This window comes from Citrifermentans bemidjiense Bem, assembly GCF_000020725.1.
Taxonomy (GTDB): Bacteria; Desulfobacterota; Desulfuromonadia; order Geobacterales; family Geobacteraceae; genus Geomonas; species Geomonas bemidjiensis.
Map to the genome: position 1 here is coordinate 2,362,980 of NC_011146.1, position 23,746 is coordinate 2,386,725.

The window sequence follows — 23,746 nt, forward strand, 5'->3', positions numbered from 1 at the left end:
CTCACCGCCCCTTTCAACCTACCTCCGCGTACTCCCTCTCGCGGTAATCCACTCCCAGCGACAGCGCCAGTTCCCGCACCTTTCCGACATCCAGTCCCGGCACCGTTACTGCGCTTGCCGTCACCTGAGGCACGTGCTTGGGCGCTTCCCTGAGGAAATCGCAGACACCCTGGAAGCCTGCCGCTCCGAAGGGGGTATTGCACAACCGCTGGTAATCTTCGGCGTTGGCGGCGTTGAGGCTCACCGAGAGGACGTCCACAAGGCCTGCCAGTTCGGGGAGGATGTTCCTGCCGTGCACGAGGTTCGCCTGCCCGTCCGTGTTGATCCGGACCTTGATGCCGCGACGCTTTAATTCGGCAGCCACCTCCTTCACCAGGTCGAGCCGGACCAGCGGTTCGCCGTAGCCGCAGAAAACCACCTCTTCGAAACCGGAGGCCCTGTCTACCGCAGCCATCACCTCGGCGAAGTTCGGTTCGTGGGAGAGCTTCAGCTCATGACCCTTCACCGCGAAATCGTCGAACTTGGGGCAGAAGGTGCAGCGGTTCGAGCAGCGGTTGGTGATATTCAGGTAGAGTGAGTTGCGGATCATGTAGGCAATGGTGTCCTGCTCGGCCGGTTGCGGGATCCCGAAGAGCTTCCTGGTGTTGAACGAGGTGATCCTGCCGACGTCCTCGGGGGAAAGCCCCTTGACCTGCGCCACCCTCTCGGCCGTAAGCCGCACGAAGGCCGGCTCGTTCCTCTTGCCGCGGTGCGGCACCGGCGTCAGGTAGGGGGCGTCCGTCTCCACCATGAGCTGCTCGATCTTTACCCCGCGCACCACTTCCCTGAGCGCCTCGTTGGAGGGGTAGGTGACCGTCCCCGGGATGGAGATCTTGAATCCGAGCTCGATGCACTCCTGCGCCATGGCGAGGTCGCCGGAAAAGCAGTGCAGCACGCCTCCTACCTCGCCGGCTTTCTCCTCCCTGAGGATCGCCATGATCCTGTCGTGGGCGTCACGGTCGTGGATGATCAGCGGCAGAGACAATTCGCGCCCCATCCTGATGAAGCGCCGGAAGACCTCCTCCTGGTTTTCGCGCGAGGAGCGGTCCCTGAAGAAGTCGAGGCCGATTTCGCCGATGGCGACCACCTTGGGGCTTGAGAGCGCCATCTCGCGGACCAGTTCGTAGCAGCGCTCGGTCACCCGGTCCGCGTCGTGCGGATGAATGCCGACCGAGCAGTAGACGTTTTCGCGCGCCCCGGCAAGGGCGAGCGCTTCCTGGCTAGATTCCAGGTCGGCTCCCACCGCCACGATGGTGCCGACTCCAGCCTCCGCGGCCCTCTCCATCATCTCCTCGAAATCGGCCGCGTACTCCTTGCCATATATGTGCGCGTGGCTGTCGATCAGTTCCATGTCGGTTGCTCCTTTGTGCTAAAAGTCCGCCTTTAGCAAGGTTCGAAGAAATTTCCGGGGAAGTCGCTATTGGTCCCACCTCCCCTTGCGGGAGGGGGTTAGGGGGTGGGGTAAGATGCCACCATTTCTGTACCTTGCGGCTTCACCCACCCCCCGTCCCCCTCCCGTCAAGGGAGGGGGGGAGTAGTATCCTTTGCGAAGGGGGGCAAAGGGGAGCTTCTCGCCGCAAAGTCAGTCATTCTAATGCAATACGGGCCAGGAAGCTAGAGCTTTCTGACCCGTAGAGGCACTGCCCGGATGAAGCTGCTATCAGCCGGTGACTGCGGTGATGGACGCCTCGATGCCGTCCATCAGGAGGGCAAGCTCGTCCATGGAGATGGAAAGAGGCGGGAAGATAACGATGATGTTTCCCAGCGGCCGCAGGAACAGGCCGCGCTTTCTCGCCTCCAGGCATACCCTGACGCCGACACGCTCCTCCCAGTGATAGGGCTTTCTCGTATCCTTGTCGACCACGAGCTCGATGCCGCCGATCATCCCCTCCTGCCTCACGTCTCCAACGTGCGGGAGTTCGAGAAGCCCATGCAGCCGCTGGTTCAGGTAGGCGATCTTGGGGGGGAGCGACTCGAGCAGGCGCTCCTTTTCGAAAAGATCGAGGCTCGCCAGAGCCGCGGCGCAGGCGATGGGGTTGCCGGTGAAGGTGTGCCCGTGGAAGAAGGTCTTCAGTTCCGCGTAGTCACCCCAGAAGGCGTCGTAGATCTTCTTCGTGGTGAGCGTCGCGGCAAGGGGGAGGTAGCCGGCGGAGATCCCCTTGGAAAGGGCCATGATGTCGGGGGTGACCCCTTCCTTGCCGCAGGCGAACATGGCGCCGGTCCTGCCGAAACCGACCGCCACTTCGTCCGCGATCATCAGCACGTCGAAGCGGTCGCAGAGCTCCCTCACCCCCTTGACGAAACCGGGGGGCTGCACGATCATCCCGCCCGCGCCCTGCACCGACGGCTCGATGACGAGCCCCGCCAGTTCGTGGGCGTGCTGTTCCATGAGCCGCTCCAGTTCCTTCAGGCAGAGCAGGCCGCAACTGTTGCAGTCGCCTTCCGGGGAAAGAGTGCAGCGGTAGCAGTAAGGGGAGGGTGCCATGATGGTAGGGAAGAGAAGCGGCGCGTAAACCTCGTGGTAGATGGCGATGCCGCCCACGCTCATCGAGCCCACCGTGTCGCCGTGGTAGGCGTTGTCGAAGCGGATGAACTTGGTTTTTTGCTTGTTCCCGGTCTGCTGCTGGTACTGGAACGCCATCTTGACGCCGATCTCGACCGCGGTCGAGCCGTTGTCAGAGTAGAAGACCTTGGCCAGTCCCGGCGGGGCGATATCGATCAGGCGTTTGGCCAGGTGTGCAGCGCGGTCGTTAGAGAGCCCGAGGAGCGTCGAGTGCTCCAGCCGGTCCACCTGCTGTTTCACCGCCTCGTTAATCTCGGCGCGGCAGTGTCCGTGCACGTTGGTCCAGATCGCGCCCACCCCGTCAAGGTAGCGGTTGCCGTCCGTATCTATGATGTACGAGCCTTCGCCCCTGGTGATGATGATGTTCTCGGCGCCTTCCCACTCGCTCATCTGGGTAAAGGGGTGCCAGAGGTATTCGCTGTCGTAGCGTCTCAGCGTTTCCGTATCCAGTTCAACCACGTTCAAATCTCCTCAACGTCAGTCCCTGCTGTGTTCAGGGTTTTTCGTTGTCAATTATCAATCGTCAATTGTCAATTGCTGTTAATCGAACAGCTCCCGCAGCATGATCCCCGTCGCCGGTTGTTGCAGCAAGCGCTCGACGAGCCTCTCCGTCACTTCGCGGTCGTCTTTCCCGTCGGTATCGGGGAAAAGCCCGAGCAGCTGCGCGCCGGAGAGGGAATCTATCATGTGCGGCGCATAGGACTCGGCTTCCCCCGGGGAATCGGGGTAGCGATTGACGATGACCCCTTTGACCTTGAGCCCCATGGTGCGGGCGCAGAAGACGGTGAGAAGCGTATGGTTGACGGTTCCCAGGTCCGGCCTTGCCACCACGGCGATGGGAAGTCCCAGGTGCTGGGCCAGGTCGGCTACCAGTAGCCCGCCGGCAAGAGGGACCATCAGTCCCCCGGCACCCTCGACGATGACGAAGTCGTTGCTTTCGGCGAGCCTTTGGTACGCCTCCTTGATGGTGTCGAAGCTGATCCGGACCCCGTCCTGCGAGGCGGCGATGGAGGGAGCAACCGGAGCCCTCAAGAGATAGGGGGCGGAGTCCGGAGTAACGGGGACGCCCGCGGCGTAGCACAGAAGCTCTGCGTCCTCCGAGACCAGACGCCCGTCGCGCTCGATACAGCCGCTGGTCACGGGCTTCATCACTGCGACCTTATGACCCATTCTTCTGAGCAGCATGGCGATGGTGGCCGATGCGATGGTCTTGCCGACCCCGGTGTCGGTGCCGGTTATGAAAATGCTTTTTGCAGCCATGGTTATCTTTCCTTACGTGGCGGTATTTGAGGGCGGCTCAGTGGGCGCACATGACGGTCTTAAGCCCCAGGTCGCTGAACATGGTGAGGTCGGTGTCGACGTTTCTCCCCAGCGTGGTCAGGTAGTTGCCGATCATGGTGCCGTTCGCGCCGGCGAAGAAGATCCAGGACTGCAGGTCGCGCAGGTTCTTTTCCCTGCCACCGCAGACGGTGATGCGCTTGCCGGGGAGGATCAGCCGGTAGATGGCGATGGTCTTCAGGCACTCCTGGGCGGTGATGTTCGCGGCCCCCTCAAGCCTCGTCCCCTCGATTGGGTTCAGGAAGTTCATCGGCACGGAGTCGACGTCGAGATCCTTGAGGGTGAGCGCCATCTCCACACGCTGGGCTGCGCTTTCGCCAAGCCCGAAGATGCCGCCGCAGCAGACCTTGACCCCGGCCTTCTTTACCGCGCGCACCGTGTTCACGTCGTCCTGGTAGTCGTGCGTGGTGCAGATCTGCGGGAAGAAGCTCGCAGCGGTCTCAAGGTTGTGGTGGTAGGTGTCCATCCCGGCTTCCTTGAGCTTTCTCGCAGTCTCCTCGTCGATGATGCCGAGGGAGCAGGAGGGGAGGATGGTGGTTTCCTTCCTGATGCGGCGCAGCGCCGTGAGGATCTGCTCCAGTTCGGGGCCGTTGACGGTGGTGCCGCTGGTGATGATGCCGAAGCAGGCAGAGCCGTTGGTCTCGGCCATGCGTGCCGAAGCCAGCATCTCTTCCTCTTGGACCAGCGGGTACACCGGTGCGTCCGTTTTGTGGTGCGCCGACTGGGCGCAGAAGGCGCAGTTCTCGGCGCAGCGGCCGGACTTGGCGTTGATTATGGAACAGAGATGCACCTCGTTGCCGACGAAATGCTCCTTCACGCGAGTGGCGGCGCGGAAGAGGTCGTAGACCTCGGTTCCCTGCACTTGCGTGAGTTGGATGGCCTCTGCTTCGGTGATCGAACCACCTGCTATGATCCTATGGGCTATGTCATTGATCATCTTTTCCATGTAAATCCTCCAGGCGCTGATTTAACATGTGGTGACGAGGTTGTCAACCAAATCAGCGTAGCAGGTTGACGAGGCGCAGGTTGGAAGTATGATTCGGTGGCCCTTCACCCCCCACCGGCAATAGTAAGGCTGGCGTGTAAATTTCAAGTCAGCCCGATAGCCGAACGGGCATTTACACCAAATCCTTTACACGCCCCGACAATCTGAAAGGTGCCCAGGTTAACTTGTCATGTGCTCAGGTAATTTTGTCACGAGCTCATGACAACTTGGCACGCGCTCATGATGAATTGACACACCCCCATGACAACTTGTCACGCGCTCAGGTCAATTTGTCATGTGCTCATGACAAATTAGCACGAGCTCATGATGAATTAGCACGCGCCCATGACAAATTGCAACGCGCCCATGACAAATTGCAACGCGGTCATGACAAACTTGCACGCGGTCACGACAAATTAGCACGCGGTCAGGACAAATTAGCACGCGGTCAGGACAAATTAGCACGCGGTCATGACAAATTGCAACGCGTCCATGACAAATTGCAACGCGTCCATGACAAATTGGCACGCGGTCATGACAAATTGAAACGCGCCCATCTCATGACCGGGGAGTGGGGGGTGGGGATGAGGGTTAGTAGAGGGGGTTAAAGCTCTTCCGTCGTGAAGGCGACTACCTCGTCGATAATTTCGGCATCGAGCAGCACCATGACCAGACGGTCGAGTCCCAAGGCTATTCCTGCGGCTTCCGGCATCTCGTCTAGGGCGGACAGGAACTTCTCCGGCATGGGGTAACCGGTCTTTCCCTGCGCCGCACGTTCGGCGGCTTCGGCAACGAATCTCGCCCGCTGTTCGACCGGGTCGATCAGTTCGGAAAATGCGTTGGCGATTTCGAGTCCGCCGATGTAGAGCTCGAAACGTTCGGCAACTGTTGGGTCGGAAGGCTTGAGTCGGGCGAGGGCGGAACAACTGGCCGGATAATCGTAGATGAAGGTGGGGCGGGCAAGGCCGAGATTGGGCTCGATGAGCTCGACCATGATTTCGTCGAAGGTGCCCTCGGCAAGCGCCGGCCACATGGAGGTCCCGGCGTAACGCAGGAAGGCGTTGGCGACGGTGATCCTCTCCCACTTGCCGCTAAGTTCTATCTGCTGTCCGCGGTAGCTTATGCTGCCGGTTGCGGCGGCGTGCTGGACGAGCGCTTCCGTTTCCTCCATCAGCACCAGGTAGTCGGCTTCGGAACGGTACCACTCCAGCATGGTGAACTCGCTCAGGTGCCTCGCGCCGCGCTCGCCGTCACGCCAGCAGCGGCAGATCTGGAAGATGCGCTGGTAGCCTGCCGCAAGCATCCGCTTCATGCAGAGTTCCGGGGAGGTCTGCAGGAACCATCCCGAGGCGGGGATAGCGTCGATCTGGGCTTCAGGGGCGGGGGCAGGTATGCGAAAAGGGGTCTCGACTTCGAGATACCCCTTTTCTTGAAAAAACTCTCTTATCCTGCTGAAGATCGCCCCCCGCTCGACCAGCGCCTGGCGGCGCCTGGCCAGGGGCCAGCTTCCCATGCGTTACCCCTTTACCCTGGTGGAGTATTCGCCGGTGCGGGTGTCGATGGTGATCAGTTCTCCCTCTTCGATGAAGGGGGGAACGCGGAGCACGTAGCCGGTCTCGACGGTAGCGGGCTTGGAGTCGCTGCCGGAGGTGTCACCCTTGACCCAGGGGTCGGTCTGCACCACTCTGAGATTGACGAAGTTGGGGACGTCGACGCCGATGGCCTTCTCCCTGAAGATGAGAACGTCCACCTGGAGGTTGTCGATCAGGTAGTTTTTGGCGTCGCCCATGGCCTCTTCGCTGATGTGGATCTGCTCGAAGGTGTCGTTGTCCATGAAGCAGTAGTGATCGTCTTCCTTGTACAGGTACTGCATCACACGGTCTTCCAGGCGGGCCGGCTCGAAGGTTTCGCCGGAACGGTAGGTGCGGTCCATGGTGGAACCGGTGATCATGTTCTTCATCTTGGTCCGGTAAAGCGCCTGACCTTTGCCCGGTTTCGCGAAATCGAAGTGGGTGATGATGTACGGTTCGTCGTTGATGGCGATCTTCAGCCCTTTTTTCAGATCGGCTGCAGTATACATGTGCTCTTCCTTCTCTATCTGGTGAAATTAAATAAAGATCCAGCGCGCAGCGAGAGGCGGCGGGCTAAACCCGTTGGTCCTTTATATCCGTTATGCCTTGCAGCTGATCGGAAGATGGCTGGGACAGACGCCGAAGACTTGTGGGAGGACTACTTGGCGCGGTAGGTGATGCGGCCGCGGCTAAGATCGTAAGGCGAGAGTTCGACGGTCACCTTGTCGCCGGGCAGAATCTTGATGAAAAACTTCCGCATTTTGCCAGAGATGTGTGCCAGCACCATGTGGTCGTTTTCCAGCTTGACCTTGAACATCGCGTTCGGAAGCGGCTCGATTACCGTTCCTTCTACTTCTATTGCTTCTTCCTTGCTCATTTTTTCTCCTGGCCGTTGGGTGGCTTCTTTAACAATCTGTGAGTCTACAAATATTTATCGCAAATTGCAAGCTGGTTTTCACTCTCTGGAGGATTTCGCCCCCCGCAGCATACGCTATTTACAGGATTTTCATAACATGCTAGAAATAGGGCGAGATTTTCCAAGGAGCCCCGCTTTACATGAAAAAACTTATCAGGGAGATCCCGCTTGCCAACGGGCTCACCGTTCGATTCTTCGATGCCACGCGCCGCTATTTCGGCGATTATCATCAGGTTCGCATCAGCATCTGCTGCGAGGTGCCGCTTAACGCCGACCTTTTCGAGGACGCTGCCGCGCACCACGACGCCGCCAAGCTTTTGGGCGGCAGCGTCAGCTATTCCAAGGACATCGAGCACCAGGGAGTTGCCACCGACGACATCCCGGGGACCGTCGAAAAGGTGATCCAGCACTTCGTCGACCATTCGCTTTCCTACCTCTCCGGCTCGGAGTTTCCCCGCAAGCTGGTGCAGTCCGAATTGAAGCGGATACTGGGCAAGAGAAAGGCATTTGTGGTCGGCGGCTACCGTGGCTGAGGCGGTTGTCGAAATCGAGAGGCTATGCTACGGCGGCGCGGGCTTTGGCCGCATCGACGGCAAGGCCTGCTTCGTTCCGCTCACCGCGCCGGGCGACAAGGCCCGGGTCCGGGTGGTCAAGGAGAAGCGCTCCTTCGCCGAGGCCGAGGTGGTCGAGCTCTTGGAGCCTTCGCCGCTGCGCACCGACCCCGCCTGTCCCTATTTCGGGGTCTGCGGCGGATGCGATTGGCAGCATCTTCCCTATGCCGAGCAGTTGAAGCAAAAAGGGGAGATCTTCGCCGACACGCTGGCGCGCATCGGGAAGGTGCCGCGCGAGCTGGTTTTGCCGGTTTCCCCCTCGCCTGAGTGCTTCGGTTACCGCTCGCGCATCCAGCTCAAAGTCGCCCGTAAAGGCGGCATCCCGACGCTGGGGTTTTTCAAGCGCGGCTCGCACGACGTGGTCGATCTCGCCGCGGGGTGCGCCCTGGCTGCGCCACTTTTGAACCAGGCGCTGGCCGAGGTCAGGGGGATTTTGCCGAGGCTGCCGCAGCTTGAGGGGATAACCCAGGTGGATCTCGCCATGGGCGACGACGGGGAGTCCATCGCGGTCTTCCACTACCGCGGGAAAGACGCCGCCTCTCTTTTGGATTGCCTTCTTGCCGCCCGACCTGAGCTTCCTTCTGTAACTGGTGCTTACGTGAAGACCGGGGAGAAGGGGGAAATGAGCGCCGTCTTCGGCGTCGACTCCCTGAGCTACGGGGTTCCCGCCGGGCTCTTCCCCGGGTCGCGCGAGGTGCGGCTTCGCTTCAGCCGCGGTGGGTTCTCCCAGGTCAACTATCGTCAGAACCTGGAGCTGATCAAGACGGTGGGGGAGTGGGGCGCGCTGCGGGAAGGAGCCCGGGTGCTCGACCTTTACTGCGGCAACGGCAACATCTCGGTTCCCATCGCGCCTTTGGTCGGCGAAGTGGTCGGGGTGGAAGGGTACGCTCCCTCGATCGTCGACGCCGCGGCCAACGCCGAGGCAAACGGCGCCCTCAACGCAAGATACCTCGTGGGTGACGCGGCGCTTTCGGTGCGGCGGCTGGCAAAGCGCAAGGAAAAGTTCGACCTGGTCGTCCTCGACCCGCCGCGCGCCGGCGCCGAAGCTGCCGGGGAGCTGGCTATTTTGGCGCCGGAAAGAATCCTCTATGTATCCTGCGACCCCGCCACCCTGGCGCGCGACCTGGGCCAGCTTTGCGGGGCCGGGTACCGGGTCGCCCGCTCCAAGCCGGTGGACATGTTCCCGCAGACCTACCACCTGGAGAGCGTGACCGAACTGATTCGGGATTGAAATACAAAATAAATACAAATTTAAGTAAAGGCGGAGGGCCTCATGTTATTCGGACTTTTCAAGAAGAAGGATCATCGTTACTACCAGACCCAGGGCGCAAAGTTCCTGGCGGCGGAGCGCTATGCCGACGCCCGGGTCGACTTTCTCGAAGCGCTGAGGCTTTGCCCGGCTGACGCCGCCAACGACCAGGGCGAGATCCGCCAGGGGCTCGACCACTCGGGAAACCGCCTGGGCGAGCTCAACCTGGAGGAGGGGGAGCATTCCCTGAACCAGGGTGAGCTGCAAAAGGCGTTCGACCACTTCACCCTTGCTGGCGAACTGGCAGCGGACCAGGGGATCAAGGCCAAGGCAACGGCGGGGCTTGCCAGGGTGCAGCAGGGGGACGCGCCCCAGTCCGCGCCCGTTGCCGCAGCCGCTGCTCCCACGGCTGCCGCCGCTCCCGCGAAGGAAGTTGCCGGCCCCTACAAACCGCACGGCGGAGGCTCCTGCACCTCCTGCGGCACCCATGCACACCACAAGCCTCTGGAGGCTGAGCCCGCCGGATTCGATCTCGCGGAAGAAGACCAGTTCCACCTCATGGTGGCGCCGCTTCCCGGCGACCTCCCCGCCCGTTACGGCGCCATGGGGAGCAAATTCGCCCAGGCCTATCTCATGATACACGACGGAAAGGACGCTAATGCACTTCCCGTTTTGCAAGAAATGCTGTTATCTGGTGAAAATGACATTGTATTATACGAAGTGGCACTTATAATGTTTAGGGCCGGGCGCATTCATGAGAGCGAGGGACTTCTGAATCGTGCTCTGTTGGTCAACTCGCAAAACGGCATGGTTTACCTGGCGCTGGTGCAACTTTTGGCCGGCGGCGGCAGGTATGCCGAGGCGATCGCCCTGGTTGAACGGATGCAGGCAGAAGACGTGATGGCGGACCAGGCGCAGTTCATACTGGGCGAGCTCTACGAGACGACGGGGGACGAGGCGAAGGCGATCGAGATGTGGTCGAAGGCGCTGGAGATGCCGACCGTGGCGCGCGCAGCCGCCGAGAAGCTGGTCCCGATCCTGGGAAGCCAGGGACGTACCGAGGAAGTCAAATACCTAGCCAAAAAGTACTTAAAAGGATGCTGCTAACGTAAATACGGTTCTCCGGAGGTGCACAATGAACAAATCGGAACTCATTGAATCTCTCGCCGCAAAGAAAACCCTCTCCTTCAAGAAGGCCGAGGAGGTGGTCAACGCAGTCTTCGCCTCGATGACCGACGCCCTTTTATCCGGCGACAGGATCGAGATCAGGGGGGTCGGAAGCTTCGTGGTGAAAGAGTACGACGCCTACACCGGTAGAAATCCAAAGACAGGCGAATCCATTTCCGTCAAGGCGAAGAAGCTTCCCTTCTTCAAGGTCGGTAAAGAACTGAAAGAGAAAGTCTCCAGCTAGGCTTAAAGCTAGGAGCAGATCGGTCTCACCTTTTTTGGCCCATTAGGCGCCTTCCGGGTAGCGCACGCCCGCAAGGCGCCTTTCACTTGTCAACGGCTCAACTTCAAAGTTGACCCAAACCTCGGAGCCACGACTTTCATATGGTCCCCACTTATTGGTCCTACATCATCGAGGGGCTGGGCGGGCTGGCGCTTTTCATCCTCGGCATGCGCACCATGTCGGAGGGGCTGCAAAAGGTGAGCGGGGAACGTCTCCGCAGGCTTTTGGAGAAGGCAACCGGCAACCGGCTCACCGCGCCTTTGGTCGGAAGCTGCCTCGCCTCGTTGTTGCAGTCCGGCAGTGCCGCATCGGTACTGGTGGTCGGCTTCGTCAACGCCGGGCTCCTCTCGCTGTACCAGGCCCTCGGTGTGCTTCTGGGCACCGGCATCGGCACAACCCTCGCCATTCAAATCATCGCCTTCCGGGTCACGGCGCTGGCGCTTCCCGCCATCACCGTCGGGGTCCTTTTGAGCTTCTTCTCCAAAAGCAGGCGCTTGTCGCAACTGGGCGGGTTGCTTTTGGGGGTGGGGCTCGTCTTTTTCGGCCTCTCCATCATCGAGGGGGCATCGCTTCCCTTGAGCGAAAGCGCCATCATCTCCGGGATGCGCGAGGGGCTTCCCTCGATCCGGCTGGCTGCGGTGCTCCTGGGGGCGCTCTTGACCTTCCTGGTGCAGTCGGGAAGCGCGACCTTGGGAATCGTCATCGCGCTTGCCTCCGCGGGAGTCCTCTCCTATGACGCCGCCATCGCCATGGTCATCGGCGAGGTGGCTGGAGCGGCGCTGATCCCGCTCATCGCCTCCGTCGGGGGGAGCCAAACCGCCAAAAGGGCGGTCGTCATCTACCTCGGTATCAGCTGGGGCGCCATCGCGCTCGGGCTCCTCTTCTTCCCGCTTTTCCTGCGCGCGATCAATGCCGTCTCCCCAGGCGATCTGTCGCTTTTGCAGCAACCCGGCGCCGCCCCGCATGCGGTGGCCCAGGCGCTGCGGCCGTACGTCGCCAGGCACCTGGCCAACGCCCACACCATATTTACCGTCGCGTCGCTCTTGATCTTTCTTCCCCTGCTCGGCTTTTTCACCCGTTCCGCCGAAACGCTTCTCCCCGCCCGGCGCTCCGAGAGCGAGCCGCGCCCGAGGTTCATCGACACGCGGGTGATCAAGACGCCTACCATCGCGCTGGTGCAGGCCTGGAGCGAACTCTCCCGCATGGGGGGGCTTTCAGCCGCCATGTATCGCGAACTGGTGTCGCAGTTCGACTCCTACAACCCGAAGGTCGTCGCCGCGATCAGGGACAAGGAACTGGTGCTCGACGTGCTGCACCGCGACATGTCCCATTTCCTGGTGGCGCTTTCCAGGGAGACGCTCTCGCTGGAGCGGGCAGTGGAGATACCTGCCATGCTGCAGATGGTGAACGAGATTGAGCAGGTGGGGGACCAGACCGAGGCGGTGCTGAACTACCTGGTGCGCAAGAAAGAGGAACGGCTCCGCTTTTCCAGCTCGGCCATGGAGGAGTTGAAGCGCTTCGCCACCAAGGTGGGGGAAGTCGTTTCCCTTTGCGAGCGAGTCCTTAAAGGGGAGGAGGACGAGGACCCGGCCCCCCTGCGCGCTGAGGTGGCCCTGCTTCAAGAGGAGCTGCAGGCGAGCCATCTGCGCCGGCTTAAAGTCGGCAAGTGCAGCATCGTGGCGGGGCTTCTCTACGGCGACATGATCATCGCCTTCTGCAAGATCTCCGAACTATGCTTCTCCATCATCTCCCAGAAAAAAGGAATCGCCGCATGAACCACACCGTAGCCGCCATCGACCTTGGCACCAATACCGCGAGGCTGCTCATCGCCGGCCGTGACCCCTACCGCCAGATACTTTTGAAACGGATCATCACCAGGCTCGGGGGGGGCTTTACCCGTGAGCGCGGACTCTCCGAGGAGGCGCAGCTTCGTTCCATCGCCGCCTTGAAGGAGTTCGCGCTCGACATGTCGCACCACGGCGTGGTCCGGCTGCGGGCGGTTACCACCAGCGCCGTTAGGGACGCGAAAAACGGTGAAGAGTTCGTGCAAAGGGTGCTTGCCGAGACCGGCATCGCTTTGGAGGTGATCGACGGCACGGAGGAGGCGGTGCTGACGCTGAGAGGGGTGGGCTCGATCCTGGATCGCAAGGAATGCGACCTGGCAGTCTTCGACGTGGGAGGCGGGAGCACCGAGTACACCCTCGCCTCTGACCTGCAGCCGGTATTCTCCCGCAGCCTCCCTATCGGCGTGGTCAGGCTCACCGAAGGGAAGGCCGGGGTCGTAGAGATGGAGGACAAGATCAGTCGCGAGCTGACCGCGCTGCAAAAGGAACTGGCGGCGCAGGGGCTCGAGGAGCGCTTCAGGAAGGCGACGCTGGTAGGGACCGCAGGGACCGCCACGACACTTGCCGCCATAGACATGGGGATGGAAGATTACGATTACAAGCGGGTGAACAACCACACCATGCCGCTTGCCGCCGTGGAAAAGATATACCGGCAGCTACTGCCGCTGACGCCGCAACAGAGGCTCGAAGTGAAAGGGCTGGAACCAGGGCGCGAGGACCTCATCATAGCCGGGGTACTGGTGGTTCTCACCACCATGCGCATCTTCGGCTTCGAGACCTTCAAGGTGAGCGACTCGGGGCTGCTCGAAGGGCTGATACTAGGGGTTTGAGCCCGGGTCAGGCCGGATGCTTCTTTGCCCCCGGTTCACGTTGCGTCTGCCGCTGATGACCCCCTTTCCTGCCGTTGCGCTGCGCGCGAAAGGGTGCAAAAAAAGCGACAGCTGTACGATTTTTTGCACCCTTTCGCAAAATCTCAGTAAATCAACAATTTACTTTCCTCGCTTTCTTCGCCAGCCCCTGCCTCTTTAGGGTAAAGCGCAACCTTAGTTTCATTTTCCCCCACATTCCTGCCTCACAACTACCTGACTTACTGTCATATCTTTTTATTTTCAAATGTAGGCACAACATCTGCACAATTTCTAAAACTTTTCAGCCATAAAAGGACTGGCAGTGGGCTGCTTTGCCTGATTTAGCGACTGGCTGTCGAGCGAAAATCAGGTTGCTGATAGTTACGCAACGAACCTTTTGTTGCCGGCAGATGAACCATTAACAGGAAGTGGAGGTAAGAATGAGTTTGAAACATTTGCTAAAGGTAGCTTTCGCGGCTGTTATGACGATGGCATTGGCCTCGTGCGGTGGCGGCGGAGGCGGCGGGGGGGGCGAGCCGCAGCTGACCAGCATGGGGGGAGCGTTGCAGGGGAGATCCCTGGCCCTGACCAATAGCGTGACCTCTTTCGCCGGTAGCGCCGGTTCCACCGACGGCGCTGCGTCGCAGGCGCGATTCAGCATTCCCGGCGACGTCGCCAGCGACGGAACCAGTCTCTACGTCGTCGACACCGGCAACAGCGTCATCCGCAAGGTCGTCCTTGCCACCGGGGCCACGTCGACGGTCGCAGGGCTTGCGGGGATCACCGGCTCGGGCGACGGCACCGGTGCTGTCGCGAGGTTCAACTACCCCTCCGGCATTGCCTTGAGCAGCGACAACTCCACGCTGTACGTCAGCGACACCGGCAACAACACCATCCGCAGCATAAACGTCGCTACCGGCGCCGTGACCACCCTGGCCGGTACTGCGGGGGTCGTAGGTTCCACTAACGGCACCGGGGGGGCGGCCAGGTTCAGCTCCCCCTCAGGCGTCGCCACCGACGGGGCCAACCTTTACGTCGCCGACAGCCTCAACCATCGCGTCCGCAAGATCGTCCTCGCCTCGGCTGCGGTCACAACCCTTGCCGGCAGCGGTCTGCAGGATTTCGCCGACGGCACCGGCATAGCTGCCAGCTTCAATTCGCCGCGCGGCATCGCCACCGACGGTGTCTCGCTCTATCTCGCGGATCAGGGCAATTCCGCGGTCAGGAGGATCATCATCGCGACCGGTGTGGTCTCTACCTTGGTGCAGCCTGCCTCCGGCATAGAGTCGCCGGCCGGCATCGCGACCGACGGGACCAGCGTTTTCGTCACCGACCTCGAGAGGAACAACCTGCGCAAGGTGGACATCGCCACCCAGGCAGTATCTACCCTGGCAGGCGACGGTGGTGGGAGCCCGGGAAGCACCGACGCGGTGGGGGGCGCGGCCCGCTTCAGCGCCCCTGCCGGCTTGGTTTTGAACGCAGGCGTACTCTACGTAGCCGACACAGGAAACGATCTGCTGCGCAAGGTAGCCGTTGCCACCGGGGCCAGCTCCACCCTCGCCGGGACAGTGGGGTCCGCCGACGGCGTAGGGGTCGCGGCTGCCTTCACCTCTCCCTACGACCTGACCACCGACGGCAGAAACGTCTATGTAGCCGATACCAACAACCACACGGTGAGGCAGATCTCCATCGCCACGGGTGCAGTGACCACGCTGGCCGGAACCCCCGACCGCGCAGGCTCCGGCGACGGCACCGGCGCCGCCGCCTCCTTCAGATTCCCAAGCGGCCTCACCACCGACGGCACCAACCTCTTCGTCTCCGACACCGGCAACAACACGGTCAGGAAGATCGTCATCGCCACCGGAGCCGTTTCCACGCTGGCCGGTACGGCCGGGGCCACCGGTTCGGCCGACGGTGCCGGGAGCGCGGCGAGGTTCCATTCCCCCAACGGCCTCACCACCGACGGGACCAACCTCTACGTTGCCGACAGCGGGAACAACGCCATCAGGAAGATCGTTATCGCCACCGGCGCGGTCTCGACCGCGGTGGCATCCTCCGCGGGCTTAAGTTCGCCCTACGGCGTCACCACCGACGGCACCACCCTATTCATCACCGACAGCGGCAACCACAGGATCTGCAAGTTCACATTGGCAGGCTCCGCCTTCTCCTCCTTGACGGTTACCGGCGCTGCCTTCAACCTTCCCAGCGGCATCACCACCGACGGCATCAGCCTCTTCGTCACCGACGCGGCCAACGGTTCGGTCAGCAGGATCGCCATTGCCACCGGCGTCGCCGGAGCCGTCGTCACCGGGCTCAGGAACCCCAACGGCATCACCACCGACGGCGTCACGCTCTACGTCGCCGATGCGCACGACAACACCGTGATCAGGGTGCACTGATGCGATGCTTCCTCATTTTAGTTGCGGTATTGCTCGCGTCGGCTACGGCCCACGCGGCCGAAGCTCTCTCCACCCCGAAGGAGCGGACCAGCTACGCCATAGGCGTGAACCTCATCGGCAACCTGAAGCAGCAGGAGGTCGATGTCGACCTGGAACTGGTGGTGAAGGGGATGCGCGACGCCCTTGCCGGCGGAAAGCTCCTCATGTCCGACGAGGAACTGCGTAAGTACATAAGCTTCTACCAGCACGACGTGCGCCGGAAAACGGCGAAGAGCAGGGGGGAAGCGGCACAGGAAAACAAGAAGGCAGGAGTGGAGTTCCTTTCCGCCAACAAGAAGGAAAAGGGGGTCGTCGCCCTCCCGAGCGGCCTGCAGTACCGGGTGCTCAAGGAAGGGACCGGCAAGCGCCCAGCCGACGCCGACAGCGTGACTTTCCATTACCGCACCGCTTCGATCACCGGCACCGAGTACGAAAGCTCCTATCGCATAGGGGAGCCAGCCAGGCGCCGGGTAGGGGACGGGGTGCTACCGGGGTTGTCGGAGGCGCTCAAGCTGATGCCGGCCGGGTCCAAGTGGCAGCTCTTCCTGCCGCCGCAGTTAGCCTACGGCAACAAGGGAAACGGCAAGGTCGGCCCCAACGAAACCATCGTCTTTGAAATAGAGCTTCTCGCGGTCAACTGATAGCGGGAAGCGACCATCTGAAATTACCCGCAGGAGGATGCAATGAAAAAAATGATGTCAGCCATAGCGGCCCTGGCCGTGACCATGTCGCTTGCGGCGGCGCAGGCGGCCCCGGAACCGGCGTCGCAACAAGGCGCGAAAGAGGCGGAGGCGAAGCCTGCGGTGCCGGCCGCGGCAAAAAGCGCGGCTCCGCTCAAGGAGAGGGCGCTCAGAAGCGAGATCAAGGCCCGCGGCGCGGAAATGAGGAAGAAGCTCATGGAAGAAAGCGGTACACCTCAGGTCCGGGACAGGCAATGAAATGTATCCAGGAGGAGAAATCTATGAGCAGCCGATTCTTGCAGCACATCTGCCTCGCGTTTGCCGTCGCTGTCCTCTCCACAGCGGCCGCCACCGCGCAGGCTGCGCCCTACACGGCGCCAGGGTACACGCCGGATTACTACGAGACACCGAACTGGGCCAATTCGCCCCCCCTGCGCAAGTTCGTGGACACGCTCCCCGGCTTGAACGCTGGGGCTAAGAACAACCTGGGGCAGTACCTGCCGGTGGCTATACCAGACACCACGAGCTATCCCGGGTCCGATTACTACGAGCTGGAGCTTGGGGAGTACACGGAGAAGATGCACTCCGACCTTCCCCCGACCACGCTGCGCGGCTACCGCCAGGTCAATACCACCGATCCCAACGTCAGCGCCTTCCATTACCTTGGGCCGCTGATCATGGCGACCAAGGACCGGCCGGTCCGGGTCAAGTTCATCAACCGGCTCCCCAACGGCAGCGCAGGCAACCTATTCGTTCCGGTCGACACCACGGTGATGGGCTCCGGCGAGGGGCCTGCCTGCACTCCGGTGGATCCGGCGAACCCGATGGGACCGCAGAACTGCGAGATGTACACCCAGAACCGGGGCGATCTGCACCTCCACGGGGGGCGCACCCCCTGGATCAGCGACGGCACGCCGCACCAGTGGATCACCCCCGCGGGTGAGGCAACCTCCTATAAGAAAGGGGTGAGCGTGGTTAACGTCCCGGATATGTGGTTCAAGGCCGACGGCACCATGATCACCGAGGCGAGCTTCCCCGGCTCCGCCTGCGCCGGTTCTACCACCTGCGCCGAGGCGGGAGCGACCAACAATCCCGGCGAGGGGTCTCAGACCTACTACTGGACCAACCAGCAGAGCTCCAGGCTGATGTTCTACCACGATCACTCGATGGGGATCACCCGCCTCAACGTCTACGTCGGCGAGGCGGCGGGGTACCTGTTGCAGGACGACGTCGAAAAGGCGCTGGTGAACGGTGGCACGGTTAACGGCCGCACCTTCAAGGCGGGAACCATTCCCGCCGATCAGATCCCGCTCATCATCCAGGACAAGACCTTCGTGGACGGCGATCCCGCGAGCCCGACCTACGTGAAGAAGACCGACCCCCTCTGGAATTGGGGGACCGGCCCCCTGGCCTCCGCCCCCAACGCCAAGGGTGTGGTCGAGCGCGCGGCGAACACCGGCGACCTCTGGTGGCCCCACGTCTACATGCCGGCCGAGAACCCCTTCAACCCGGACCTCTCCGGCATGAGCAGCTACGGGCGCTGGTTCTACGGCCCCTGGTTCTACCCCGCGACGCCAGTCTGCGGCGAGAACGGCGCGCAGCTTCCCTTGTGCGTGGCTAAAGGGCCGGTCGCGAACCCCTATTACGATCCGACCTGCGACCCTGCCGTGGCCGGCTTCTGCCAGCCGCCGCTTATCCCCGGCACCCCCGATACCTCCTGGGGCGCCGAGGCGTTCATGGACACCATGGTGGTCAACGGCACCGCTTATCCCAAGATGACTGTGGACCCGAAGCCGTACCGGTTGCGCATCCTTAACGCGGCGCACGACCGCTTTCTCAACCTGCAGCTCTACCAGGCGGACGCGAGCGTCCCGAAGGGATGCCCCACCTGCGCCGACAATACCGAGGTGAAGATGGTCCCGGCGCTGGAGATGCCGGCCTATCCGAACTGGCCTGCCGACGCGAGGGAAGGGGGGGTACCCGACCCGGCCCTGCGCGGCCCCGCCTTCATCCAGGTGGGTAGCGAAGGGGGGCTTCTCCCCGCGCCGGCGGTGCTCCCGAACCAGCCTGTTTCCTGGAACCTCGACCCGACCACCTTCAACTTCGGCAACGTGAACGGCGGAACCCTCATCATGGGACCGGCCGAGCGTGCCGACGTCATCGTCGACTTCTCCAAGTACGCAGGCAAGACCCTGATCCTCTACAACGACGCGCCCACCGCCTTCCCGGCGCTGGTGCCGCAGTACAACTACTACACCGGTGCCCCCGACCGCACCGACATCGGCGGCATCGCCGGCACCCCGGTCGGCTTCGGCCCCAACATCCGCACCGTGATGCAGATCACCGTCACCGGCTCGGGCGGAAGCGCCCCTCCCGACGACTACAACCCGGCGCTGCTGACCGAGCTGCAGAGCGCGTTCAAGACCACGCCGACCGAGGCGGGGGCCTTCTCGCTCTCCCAGGAGCCGGTCATCGTGGGGCAGAGCGCCTACAACCAGACCTACAACAAGCTCTTCCCGGCCAACTGGCCCATCTGGGGCGTTTCGAGGATCACCGACACCTCGATCAGCTTCAAGCAGCCCGACGGCACTTTGATGGAAAATTTCCCCATGAAGCCCAAGGCGGTCCACGACGAGATGGGCGCCTCCTTTGACGAGTTCGGCCGCATGGCGGCGAAGCTCGGCCTGGAGCTCCCCTTCACCAACGCGGGCAACGCCAACTTCGTGCTGCAGAACTACGCCGATCCTGTCACCGAACAGGTCACTCCGGGTGGCATCCAGATCTGGAAGATCTCTCATAACGGGGTTGACACGCACCCGATCCACTTCCACCTGTTCGACGTGCAGATCCTTAACCGCGTGGCCTGGGACGGCATCATCAGGCTCCCCGACGCGAACGAGCTCGGATGGAAGGACACCATCAGGTTGAGTCCGCTCGAGGACACCATCGTCGCGCTGCGCCCCATCACTCCGCAGGTGCCGTTCCCGCTGCCGGACAGCGTCCGCCCGCTGAACCCGACCGTCCCCATCGGCTCCGACATGGGCTTCTCGCAGTCCAATCCGAAGGACGGGGGCAACCTCGCGGGCGCCATGGTCAACCAGATGTACAACTTCGGACATGAGTACGTCTGGCATTGCCACATCCTGAGCCACGAGGAAAACGACATGATGCGTTCCATGTCGTACCTGGTGCCGCCGGCGGCGCCCGCGGCGCTTACCGCGGTTAGTAACGGCCCCAACGTCGATCTCTCCTTCAAGGACAACTCGGCCAGCGAGTCGAGCTTCGAGGTGCAGATCAGCAACGACCCGACCTTCCAGGCGGGTGTCACCACCCGGGTCGTCGCCGCCAGCGTCCCCGCCTCCAAGTTCGGCGAGACCGTGCAGCTCTCGGTCGACCCGGCGCTCGGGACCTATTACCGGGTGCAGGCGCTAGACGACTACACCCCGACCACCCCCGCGAGCTACCGGCCCGACTGGCAGGCGGCCACCAGCCGCTCCGCATGGTCCAACATCGCCACGGCGGCCGCGATTCCGATCGCCTTAACTTCCCCCGCATCGCTTTCTTTCGGGAACCAGCCGTTCGGAACGGCGAGCGCGGTGAAGACCGTCACGCTTAACAACGGGGGCAGCTCCGATCTGACCGTGACCTCCGTCGCCCTTGCCGGCGCGAACCCCGGCGAATTCGCCGTCACCGCCAACAACTGCGTCACTACGCTTGCGCCTGCCTCAAACTGCAGCATCAGCGTCAGCTTTAACCCGACCGTTGCGGCCGCAGCTAGCGCCTCGGTCACCGTGAACAGCAACGACCCGGCCCGTCCGGCGCTCACCGTCCCCGTCACCGGCACCGGCATCGCCTCTGCGCTCCCGACGCTCAACCCGCTGCAGCTCACCTTCGCTCCGCAGCTCGTGGCAACGACGAGCGCGGCCAAAACGGTCGTTCTCGCCAACACGGGGAACCAGGCTCTGGGCGTCTCGGCGATACGGCTTACCGGCGGCACCGTCGCCGATTTCAGCGTCACCCACGACTGCCCGATGACGCTCGCTCCCGCGGCTAGCTGCACCATCAGCGTAAGCGCCACCCCGAGCCTCGCCGGGACGGTGTTGGCCGACCTCGCCATCGATACTACGAGCCCGGCCGCAGCCACCGCCATCGTACCTCTGAGCGTCATCGGCATGGCCCCCATCGCGGTCGCCAACCCGGCGTCGCTCAACTTCGGCAGCCAGTTCGCCAAGAGCGCCAGCGCAGCCAAGCAGGTAGTCGTCTCCAACGCCGGCACCGCGCCGCTCGTCGTAAGCGGCATCGGGTTCGCCGGGAGCAACGCAGCGGACTTCTCCCAGACCAGCAACTGCGGCAGCGCTCCCATCGCGGTCGGCGCTTCCTGCACCGTCGACGTCGTCTTCACCCCGCAGGCCATGGGTAGTCGCGCCGCCACCATGGCTGTAGCCACGAGCGACCCGGTGACGCCGCTTCTCAACGTGGCATTGGCGGGAACCGGCGTGGCGCCGGTAGGAAGCGTGGCACCTGTCTCGCTCTCCTACGGCAACGTGCTGGTCAACACCGTCAGCCTGCCGCAGACGGTGACCGTCTCCAACGCGAGTGCCACCACCGCGCTCCAGATAAGCGCCATCACGCTTACCGGCACCGACCCGACCCACTTCTCCCTGACCAGCAGCTGCGGCGCCTCCGTAGCACCTGGTGCATCCTGCAGCGTCGCGGTCAGCTTCACCCCGCTTGCCGAGGGGGCGAAGAGTGCCGCACTCACCGTCGTCAGCAACGACCCCTTCAACGGGACGCCTGCCGGCACCTTCTCCGTGCCCTTGACCGGGCTCGGGACCACCATCACGCTCAGCTCCCAGGCGCTTTACTTCGGAGCCCAGGTGGTGAACAACAACAGCTCTTCGCAGGTCGTCTCCATTCTCAACACCAGCGATCTGCCGATGACGATTAGCAATATCGCGCTCGGTGGAACCAACCCCGGCGACTTTACCCAAACCAACAACTGCCCGCCGTCTCTCAGCGGCGGCCGCTCCTGCACCATCAACATCAGGTTCAGGCCGACCGCCACGGGAGCACGCTCCGCCCTGCTGTCGATCTTCGACAGCGCGGCAGGAAGCCCCCAGAGCATCCCCATCAGCGGCACCGGGCTCCTGGGACCTGCGGCTACCTTGGCTCCGACCTCGATCAACTTCGGCAACGTGATCCGCGGCTCGGTCAGCGCGGCGCAGACCATCACCCTCACCTCCACCGGAGGGGTGCCTCTCAGGATAAGCAGCATCTCACTGGGCGGCGACTCCCCTAGCTCGTACACGCTGGTCAACAACGATTGCCCGATTGGCACCCCCGGCCTAGCCTCCGGGGCAAGCTGCACGGTGAGCGTCGCCTTTGCCCCCAACAGGGGCACCGGCAGCCAGCAGGCAACGGTGGACTTCATCGACAACGCTAACAACAACAACAGCACCCAGAGCGTCAAGCTTGTGGGCATAGCACAGTAAAACAAAGCAACCCCAGCCGGGGAGGGGGAAGCCCCTCCCCGGACTGCTGCCGCCGGGCTCATCTCGCGGCAGCACGGCAATTTCTTTCCTGCGAGGTCCTCATGTGCCAGCGTCTTTCGCTACGGGGAGCTCTCCTCGGCTCCCTCATGCTTTGCCTTTTGCTATTCCAACCGCAGCAGTCTCTGGCCGCGCCGCTACTCTCGTTGATCCCAGCCGGAAGCGGCTCATTCGTACTTCAGGGGACCGGCTTCAGCAACGTCGCAGGCATCGACCTCACCATCACCTACGACAGCTCCAGGCTTTCGAACCCGCGCCTGACCCAGGGGCCGCTAGCCAGGGGTGCAGTCACAGCGCTCAACCGCAACGACGCCGGCACCCTGTTGGTTTCGATCATCGGCGCCCCTGCCATCAACGGCAACGGCCCGGTCGCCACGGTACTCTTCGATCAGCAGGGGGGGGGCACCGGGCAAATCAGCGCCAGGGGGAGCATCATCGACACGCTTGGGTCGAAACAGGCGGTTCTGATTTTTGCCGGAAGCAGCACAGACACGGTGCAGCCACCCGCTACACCCGCCCCGAGCGCTCCGGCGTCCCCTGCTTCCAATCACGATCAGCCCGGGGTCGGCGAAAACGACGGAGTTGCCGATCCCGGCACGACTCCGGCGCGAACCGGCGCAAGGATTCTCGGCGGGAGCGTCTCGCTTCCCGCAGCCGAAGCACCTGCCTTATCGGGAGGAGGAGTAAACCCCAGCGGCGCGATCCAGGATAGGGATGCGCCGCTCGCGCCGGCCGAGATCCAGCAGACGCCGACTGTCGGCCGGCCCCCGGTTGAAAAAGCTACGGCGGATCCCGCCCAGCCGGACAACGCGCCGGCGGCAGATCCTGCTCCCGCTGCGCCCATAGAGGCGGCGAGCGTGCTGGAGCGCTTCCGCACCTACACGGGGCAAAGGAGCGCCGCCGGCTTCATCTCGCTCTTCGCCCCGGGGATGAACCAGTGCTTTCGCCAGGAACCGGCGGTCGGGATCAGCACCCCGGGTTCCATCCTTGCCCTGACCATCCCCCGCAGCGGCGACAAGGCGCCCAACTTCGCCTTCCAGGGGTGCCAGGCGGTCTCTTTCCGGGCCGGGGAGGATGGCTGGGTCCTGGAGGTGAAACCTGATGTCGGTGCCGAGAGCGCACTGGTGGTAATGCTCTTTGACGGTATTCGGCAATGCCCTCTCGCGTTGGCGCCAGCCGCGGACGTGGACCTCGACGGCTCAGGGAAGGTCACCGAGGCCGACTTCGAGGCCTACCTGAAACCGGTCAAAGGGGAGGCGGCGATAAAGAGGCGCGACCTGAACGGGGACGGGCGCCTCGATTACCGCGACGATTACATCTTCACCGCCAATTACCTAGCCGCCATGAGCAAAGTCGGCAAAAAATAGATCCTTCGCCAAAGGGGACAGGCTACTTTTTTTGGAAAAAAGTAGCCTGTCCCCCTTCTCCTCGCCTCTCCCCTTGTTCCCAGGCTCCAGCTTGGGAACCTCTCTGCAGTACCACCTTTCACGCGCTGCATTCATGAGGGAAGCGGAGCTTCCCTTTGCCTTGCGTTCCCAAGCTGGAGCTTGGAAACGATAGAAAAGGGGGAATCCGGTTAAAATTTTGACAACTTACAGCAGTAGCACTATACTCATTAGCCAGTCGACGTATCTACTTTAATTTCACTAGACAGGCATCATGTCA

General features: G+C 62.4%; 18 protein-coding genes. 11 read left to right on the forward strand and 7 right to left on the reverse strand.

Going from position 1 to position 23,746, the window contains the following annotated elements; translation table 11 throughout:
* Nucleotides 1–13: 13 nt before the first annotated feature.
* From GBEM_RS10275 to infA, 7 genes are all read right to left on the reverse strand, one after another.
* On the reverse strand, nucleotides 14–1,390 hold the full coding sequence (locus GBEM_RS10275; RefSeq protein ID WP_012530484.1) for a TatD family hydrolase: 1,377 nt from the start codon (nucleotides 1,388–1,390) through the stop codon (nucleotides 14–16).
* A gap of 309 nt (nucleotides 1,391–1,699) precedes the next feature.
* Complete coding sequence (gene bioA, locus GBEM_RS10280) at nucleotides 1,700–3,061, reverse strand: adenosylmethionine--8-amino-7-oxononanoate transaminase (protein ID WP_012530485.1); 1,362 nt, start codon at nucleotides 3,059–3,061, stop codon at nucleotides 1,700–1,702.
* Nucleotides 3,062–3,142: 81 nt separating this feature from the next.
* On the reverse strand, nucleotides 3,143–3,862 hold the full coding sequence (bioD, locus tag GBEM_RS10285; RefSeq protein ID WP_012530486.1) for a dethiobiotin synthase: 720 nt from the start codon (nucleotides 3,860–3,862) through the stop codon (nucleotides 3,143–3,145).
* A gap of 37 nt (nucleotides 3,863–3,899) precedes the next feature.
* Complete coding sequence (gene bioB, locus GBEM_RS10290) at nucleotides 3,900–4,886, reverse strand: biotin synthase BioB (protein ID WP_012530487.1); 987 nt, start codon at nucleotides 4,884–4,886, stop codon at nucleotides 3,900–3,902.
* Between the two features lie 643 nt (nucleotides 4,887–5,529).
* Nucleotides 5,530–6,438: an EF-P lysine aminoacylase EpmA gene (gene epmA / locus GBEM_RS10295; protein ID WP_012530488.1), complete on the reverse strand. Its 909-nt coding sequence runs from the start codon at nucleotides 6,436–6,438 to the stop codon at nucleotides 5,530–5,532.
* A gap of 3 nt (nucleotides 6,439–6,441) precedes the next feature.
* Nucleotides 6,442–7,005, reverse strand: a complete 564-nt coding sequence (efp, locus tag GBEM_RS10300; RefSeq protein ID WP_012530489.1) for an elongation factor P — start codon at nucleotides 7,003–7,005, stop codon at nucleotides 6,442–6,444.
* 149 nt (nucleotides 7,006–7,154) lie between these two features.
* Nucleotides 7,155–7,373 (reverse strand): translation initiation factor IF-1, encoded by a 219-nt coding sequence (gene infA / locus GBEM_RS10305; RefSeq protein WP_012530490.1) that lies wholly within the window; start codon nucleotides 7,371–7,373, stop codon nucleotides 7,155–7,157.
* Nucleotides 7,374–7,552: 179 nt separating this feature from the next.
* On the opposite strand from infA, the gene GBEM_RS10310 reads away from it, so the two are divergent.
* The 11 genes from GBEM_RS10310 (at nucleotide 7,553) to GBEM_RS10360 (ending at nucleotide 23,448) form a co-directional block, all read left to right on the forward strand.
* A complete protein-coding gene (locus tag GBEM_RS10310; RefSeq protein WP_012530491.1) occupies nucleotides 7,553–7,945 on the forward strand; it encodes a hypothetical protein in 393 nt (130 codons plus the stop codon).
* On the forward strand, nucleotides 7,938–9,254 hold the full coding sequence (gene rlmD / locus GBEM_RS10315; RefSeq protein WP_041263194.1) for a 23S rRNA (uracil(1939)-C(5))-methyltransferase RlmD: 1,317 nt from the start codon (nucleotides 7,938–7,940) through the stop codon (nucleotides 9,252–9,254). Before GBEM_RS10310 ends, rlmD begins: the two co-directional genes overlap by 8 nt.
* 42 nt (nucleotides 9,255–9,296) lie before the next feature.
* Complete coding sequence (locus GBEM_RS10320) at nucleotides 9,297–10,379, forward strand: tetratricopeptide repeat protein (RefSeq protein WP_012530493.1); 1,083 nt, start codon at nucleotides 9,297–9,299, stop codon at nucleotides 10,377–10,379.
* 28 nt (nucleotides 10,380–10,407) lie between these two features.
* A complete protein-coding gene (locus GBEM_RS10325; protein ID WP_012530494.1) occupies nucleotides 10,408–10,683 on the forward strand; it encodes an HU family DNA-binding protein in 276 nt (91 codons plus the stop codon).
* Nucleotides 10,684–10,823: 140 nt separating this feature from the next.
* A complete protein-coding gene (locus GBEM_RS10330) occupies nucleotides 10,824–12,497 on the forward strand; it encodes a Na/Pi cotransporter family protein (RefSeq protein ID WP_012530495.1) in 1,674 nt (557 codons plus the stop codon).
* The gene (locus tag GBEM_RS10335; protein WP_012530496.1) at nucleotides 12,494–13,396 is read left to right on the forward strand and encodes a Ppx/GppA phosphatase family protein; all 903 of its coding nucleotides are present in this window, start codon (nucleotides 12,494–12,496) and stop codon (nucleotides 13,394–13,396) included. Before GBEM_RS10330 ends, GBEM_RS10335 begins: the two co-directional genes overlap by 4 nt.
* Nucleotides 13,397–13,854: 458 nt before the next feature.
* Nucleotides 13,855–15,813, forward strand: coding sequence for an NHL repeat-containing protein (locus GBEM_RS21240; protein WP_012530497.1), 1,959 nt, complete (start codon nucleotides 13,855–13,857; stop codon nucleotides 15,811–15,813).
* Nucleotides 15,813–16,493 carry an FKBP-type peptidyl-prolyl cis-trans isomerase gene (locus GBEM_RS10345; RefSeq protein WP_012530498.1) on the forward strand — a complete coding sequence of 227 codons (681 nt, stop codon included), beginning with the start codon at nucleotides 15,813–15,815 and terminating at the stop codon, nucleotides 16,491–16,493. Before GBEM_RS21240 ends, GBEM_RS10345 begins: the two co-directional genes overlap by 1 nt.
* A gap of 42 nt (nucleotides 16,494–16,535) precedes the next feature.
* Nucleotides 16,536–16,790: a hypothetical protein gene (locus GBEM_RS10350; RefSeq protein WP_012530499.1), complete on the forward strand. Its 255-nt coding sequence runs from the start codon at nucleotides 16,536–16,538 to the stop codon at nucleotides 16,788–16,790.
* Between the two features lie 23 nt (nucleotides 16,791–16,813).
* The gene (locus GBEM_RS10355) at nucleotides 16,814–22,024 is read left to right on the forward strand and encodes a choice-of-anchor D domain-containing protein (RefSeq protein WP_012530500.1); all 5,211 of its coding nucleotides are present in this window, start codon (nucleotides 16,814–16,816) and stop codon (nucleotides 22,022–22,024) included.
* 101 nt (nucleotides 22,025–22,125) lie between these two features.
* The gene (locus GBEM_RS10360) at nucleotides 22,126–23,448 is read left to right on the forward strand and encodes a hypothetical protein (protein WP_012530501.1); all 1,323 of its coding nucleotides are present in this window, start codon (nucleotides 22,126–22,128) and stop codon (nucleotides 23,446–23,448) included.
* The last annotated feature ends 298 nt before the right edge of the window (nucleotides 23,449–23,746 follow it).

Excerpts from the sequence above, each read along its gene's own strand:
- GBEM_RS10275 (WP_012530484.1), bottom strand. The coding sequence starts at position 1,390 with ATGGAACTGATCGACAGCCACGCGCACATATATGGCAAGGAGTACGCG.
- bioD (WP_012530486.1), bottom strand. The coding sequence starts at position 3,862 with ATGGCTGCAAAAAGCATTTTCATAACCGGCACCGACACCGGGGTCGGC.
- bioB (WP_012530487.1), bottom strand. The coding sequence starts at position 4,886 with ATGGAAAAGATGATCAATGACATAGCCCATAGGATCATAGCAGGTGGT.
- epmA (WP_012530488.1), bottom strand. The coding sequence starts at position 6,438 with ATGGGAAGCTGGCCCCTGGCCAGGCGCCGCCAGGCGCTGGTCGAGCGG.
- efp (WP_012530489.1), bottom strand. The coding sequence starts at position 7,005 with ATGTATACTGCAGCCGATCTGAAAAAAGGGCTGAAGATCGCCATCAAC.
- infA (WP_012530490.1), bottom strand. The coding sequence starts at position 7,373 with ATGAGCAAGGAAGAAGCAATAGAAGTAGAAGGAACGGTAATCGAGCCG.
- GBEM_RS10310 (WP_012530491.1), top strand. The coding sequence starts at position 7,553 with ATGAAAAAACTTATCAGGGAGATCCCGCTTGCCAACGGGCTCACCGTT.
- GBEM_RS10320 (WP_012530493.1), top strand. The coding sequence starts at position 9,297 with ATGTTATTCGGACTTTTCAAGAAGAAGGATCATCGTTACTACCAGACC.
- GBEM_RS10325 (WP_012530494.1), top strand. The coding sequence starts at position 10,408 with ATGAACAAATCGGAACTCATTGAATCTCTCGCCGCAAAGAAAACCCTC.
- GBEM_RS10330 (WP_012530495.1), top strand. The coding sequence starts at position 10,824 with ATGGTCCCCACTTATTGGTCCTACATCATCGAGGGGCTGGGCGGGCTG.
- GBEM_RS10335 (WP_012530496.1), top strand. The coding sequence starts at position 12,494 with ATGAACCACACCGTAGCCGCCATCGACCTTGGCACCAATACCGCGAGG.
- GBEM_RS21240 (WP_012530497.1), top strand. The coding sequence starts at position 13,855 with ATGAGTTTGAAACATTTGCTAAAGGTAGCTTTCGCGGCTGTTATGACG.
- GBEM_RS10345 (WP_012530498.1), top strand. The coding sequence starts at position 15,813 with ATGCGATGCTTCCTCATTTTAGTTGCGGTATTGCTCGCGTCGGCTACG.
- GBEM_RS10350 (WP_012530499.1), top strand. The coding sequence starts at position 16,536 with ATGAAAAAAATGATGTCAGCCATAGCGGCCCTGGCCGTGACCATGTCG.
- GBEM_RS10355 (WP_012530500.1), top strand. The coding sequence starts at position 16,814 with ATGAGCAGCCGATTCTTGCAGCACATCTGCCTCGCGTTTGCCGTCGCT.
- GBEM_RS10360 (WP_012530501.1), top strand. The coding sequence starts at position 22,126 with ATGTGCCAGCGTCTTTCGCTACGGGGAGCTCTCCTCGGCTCCCTCATG.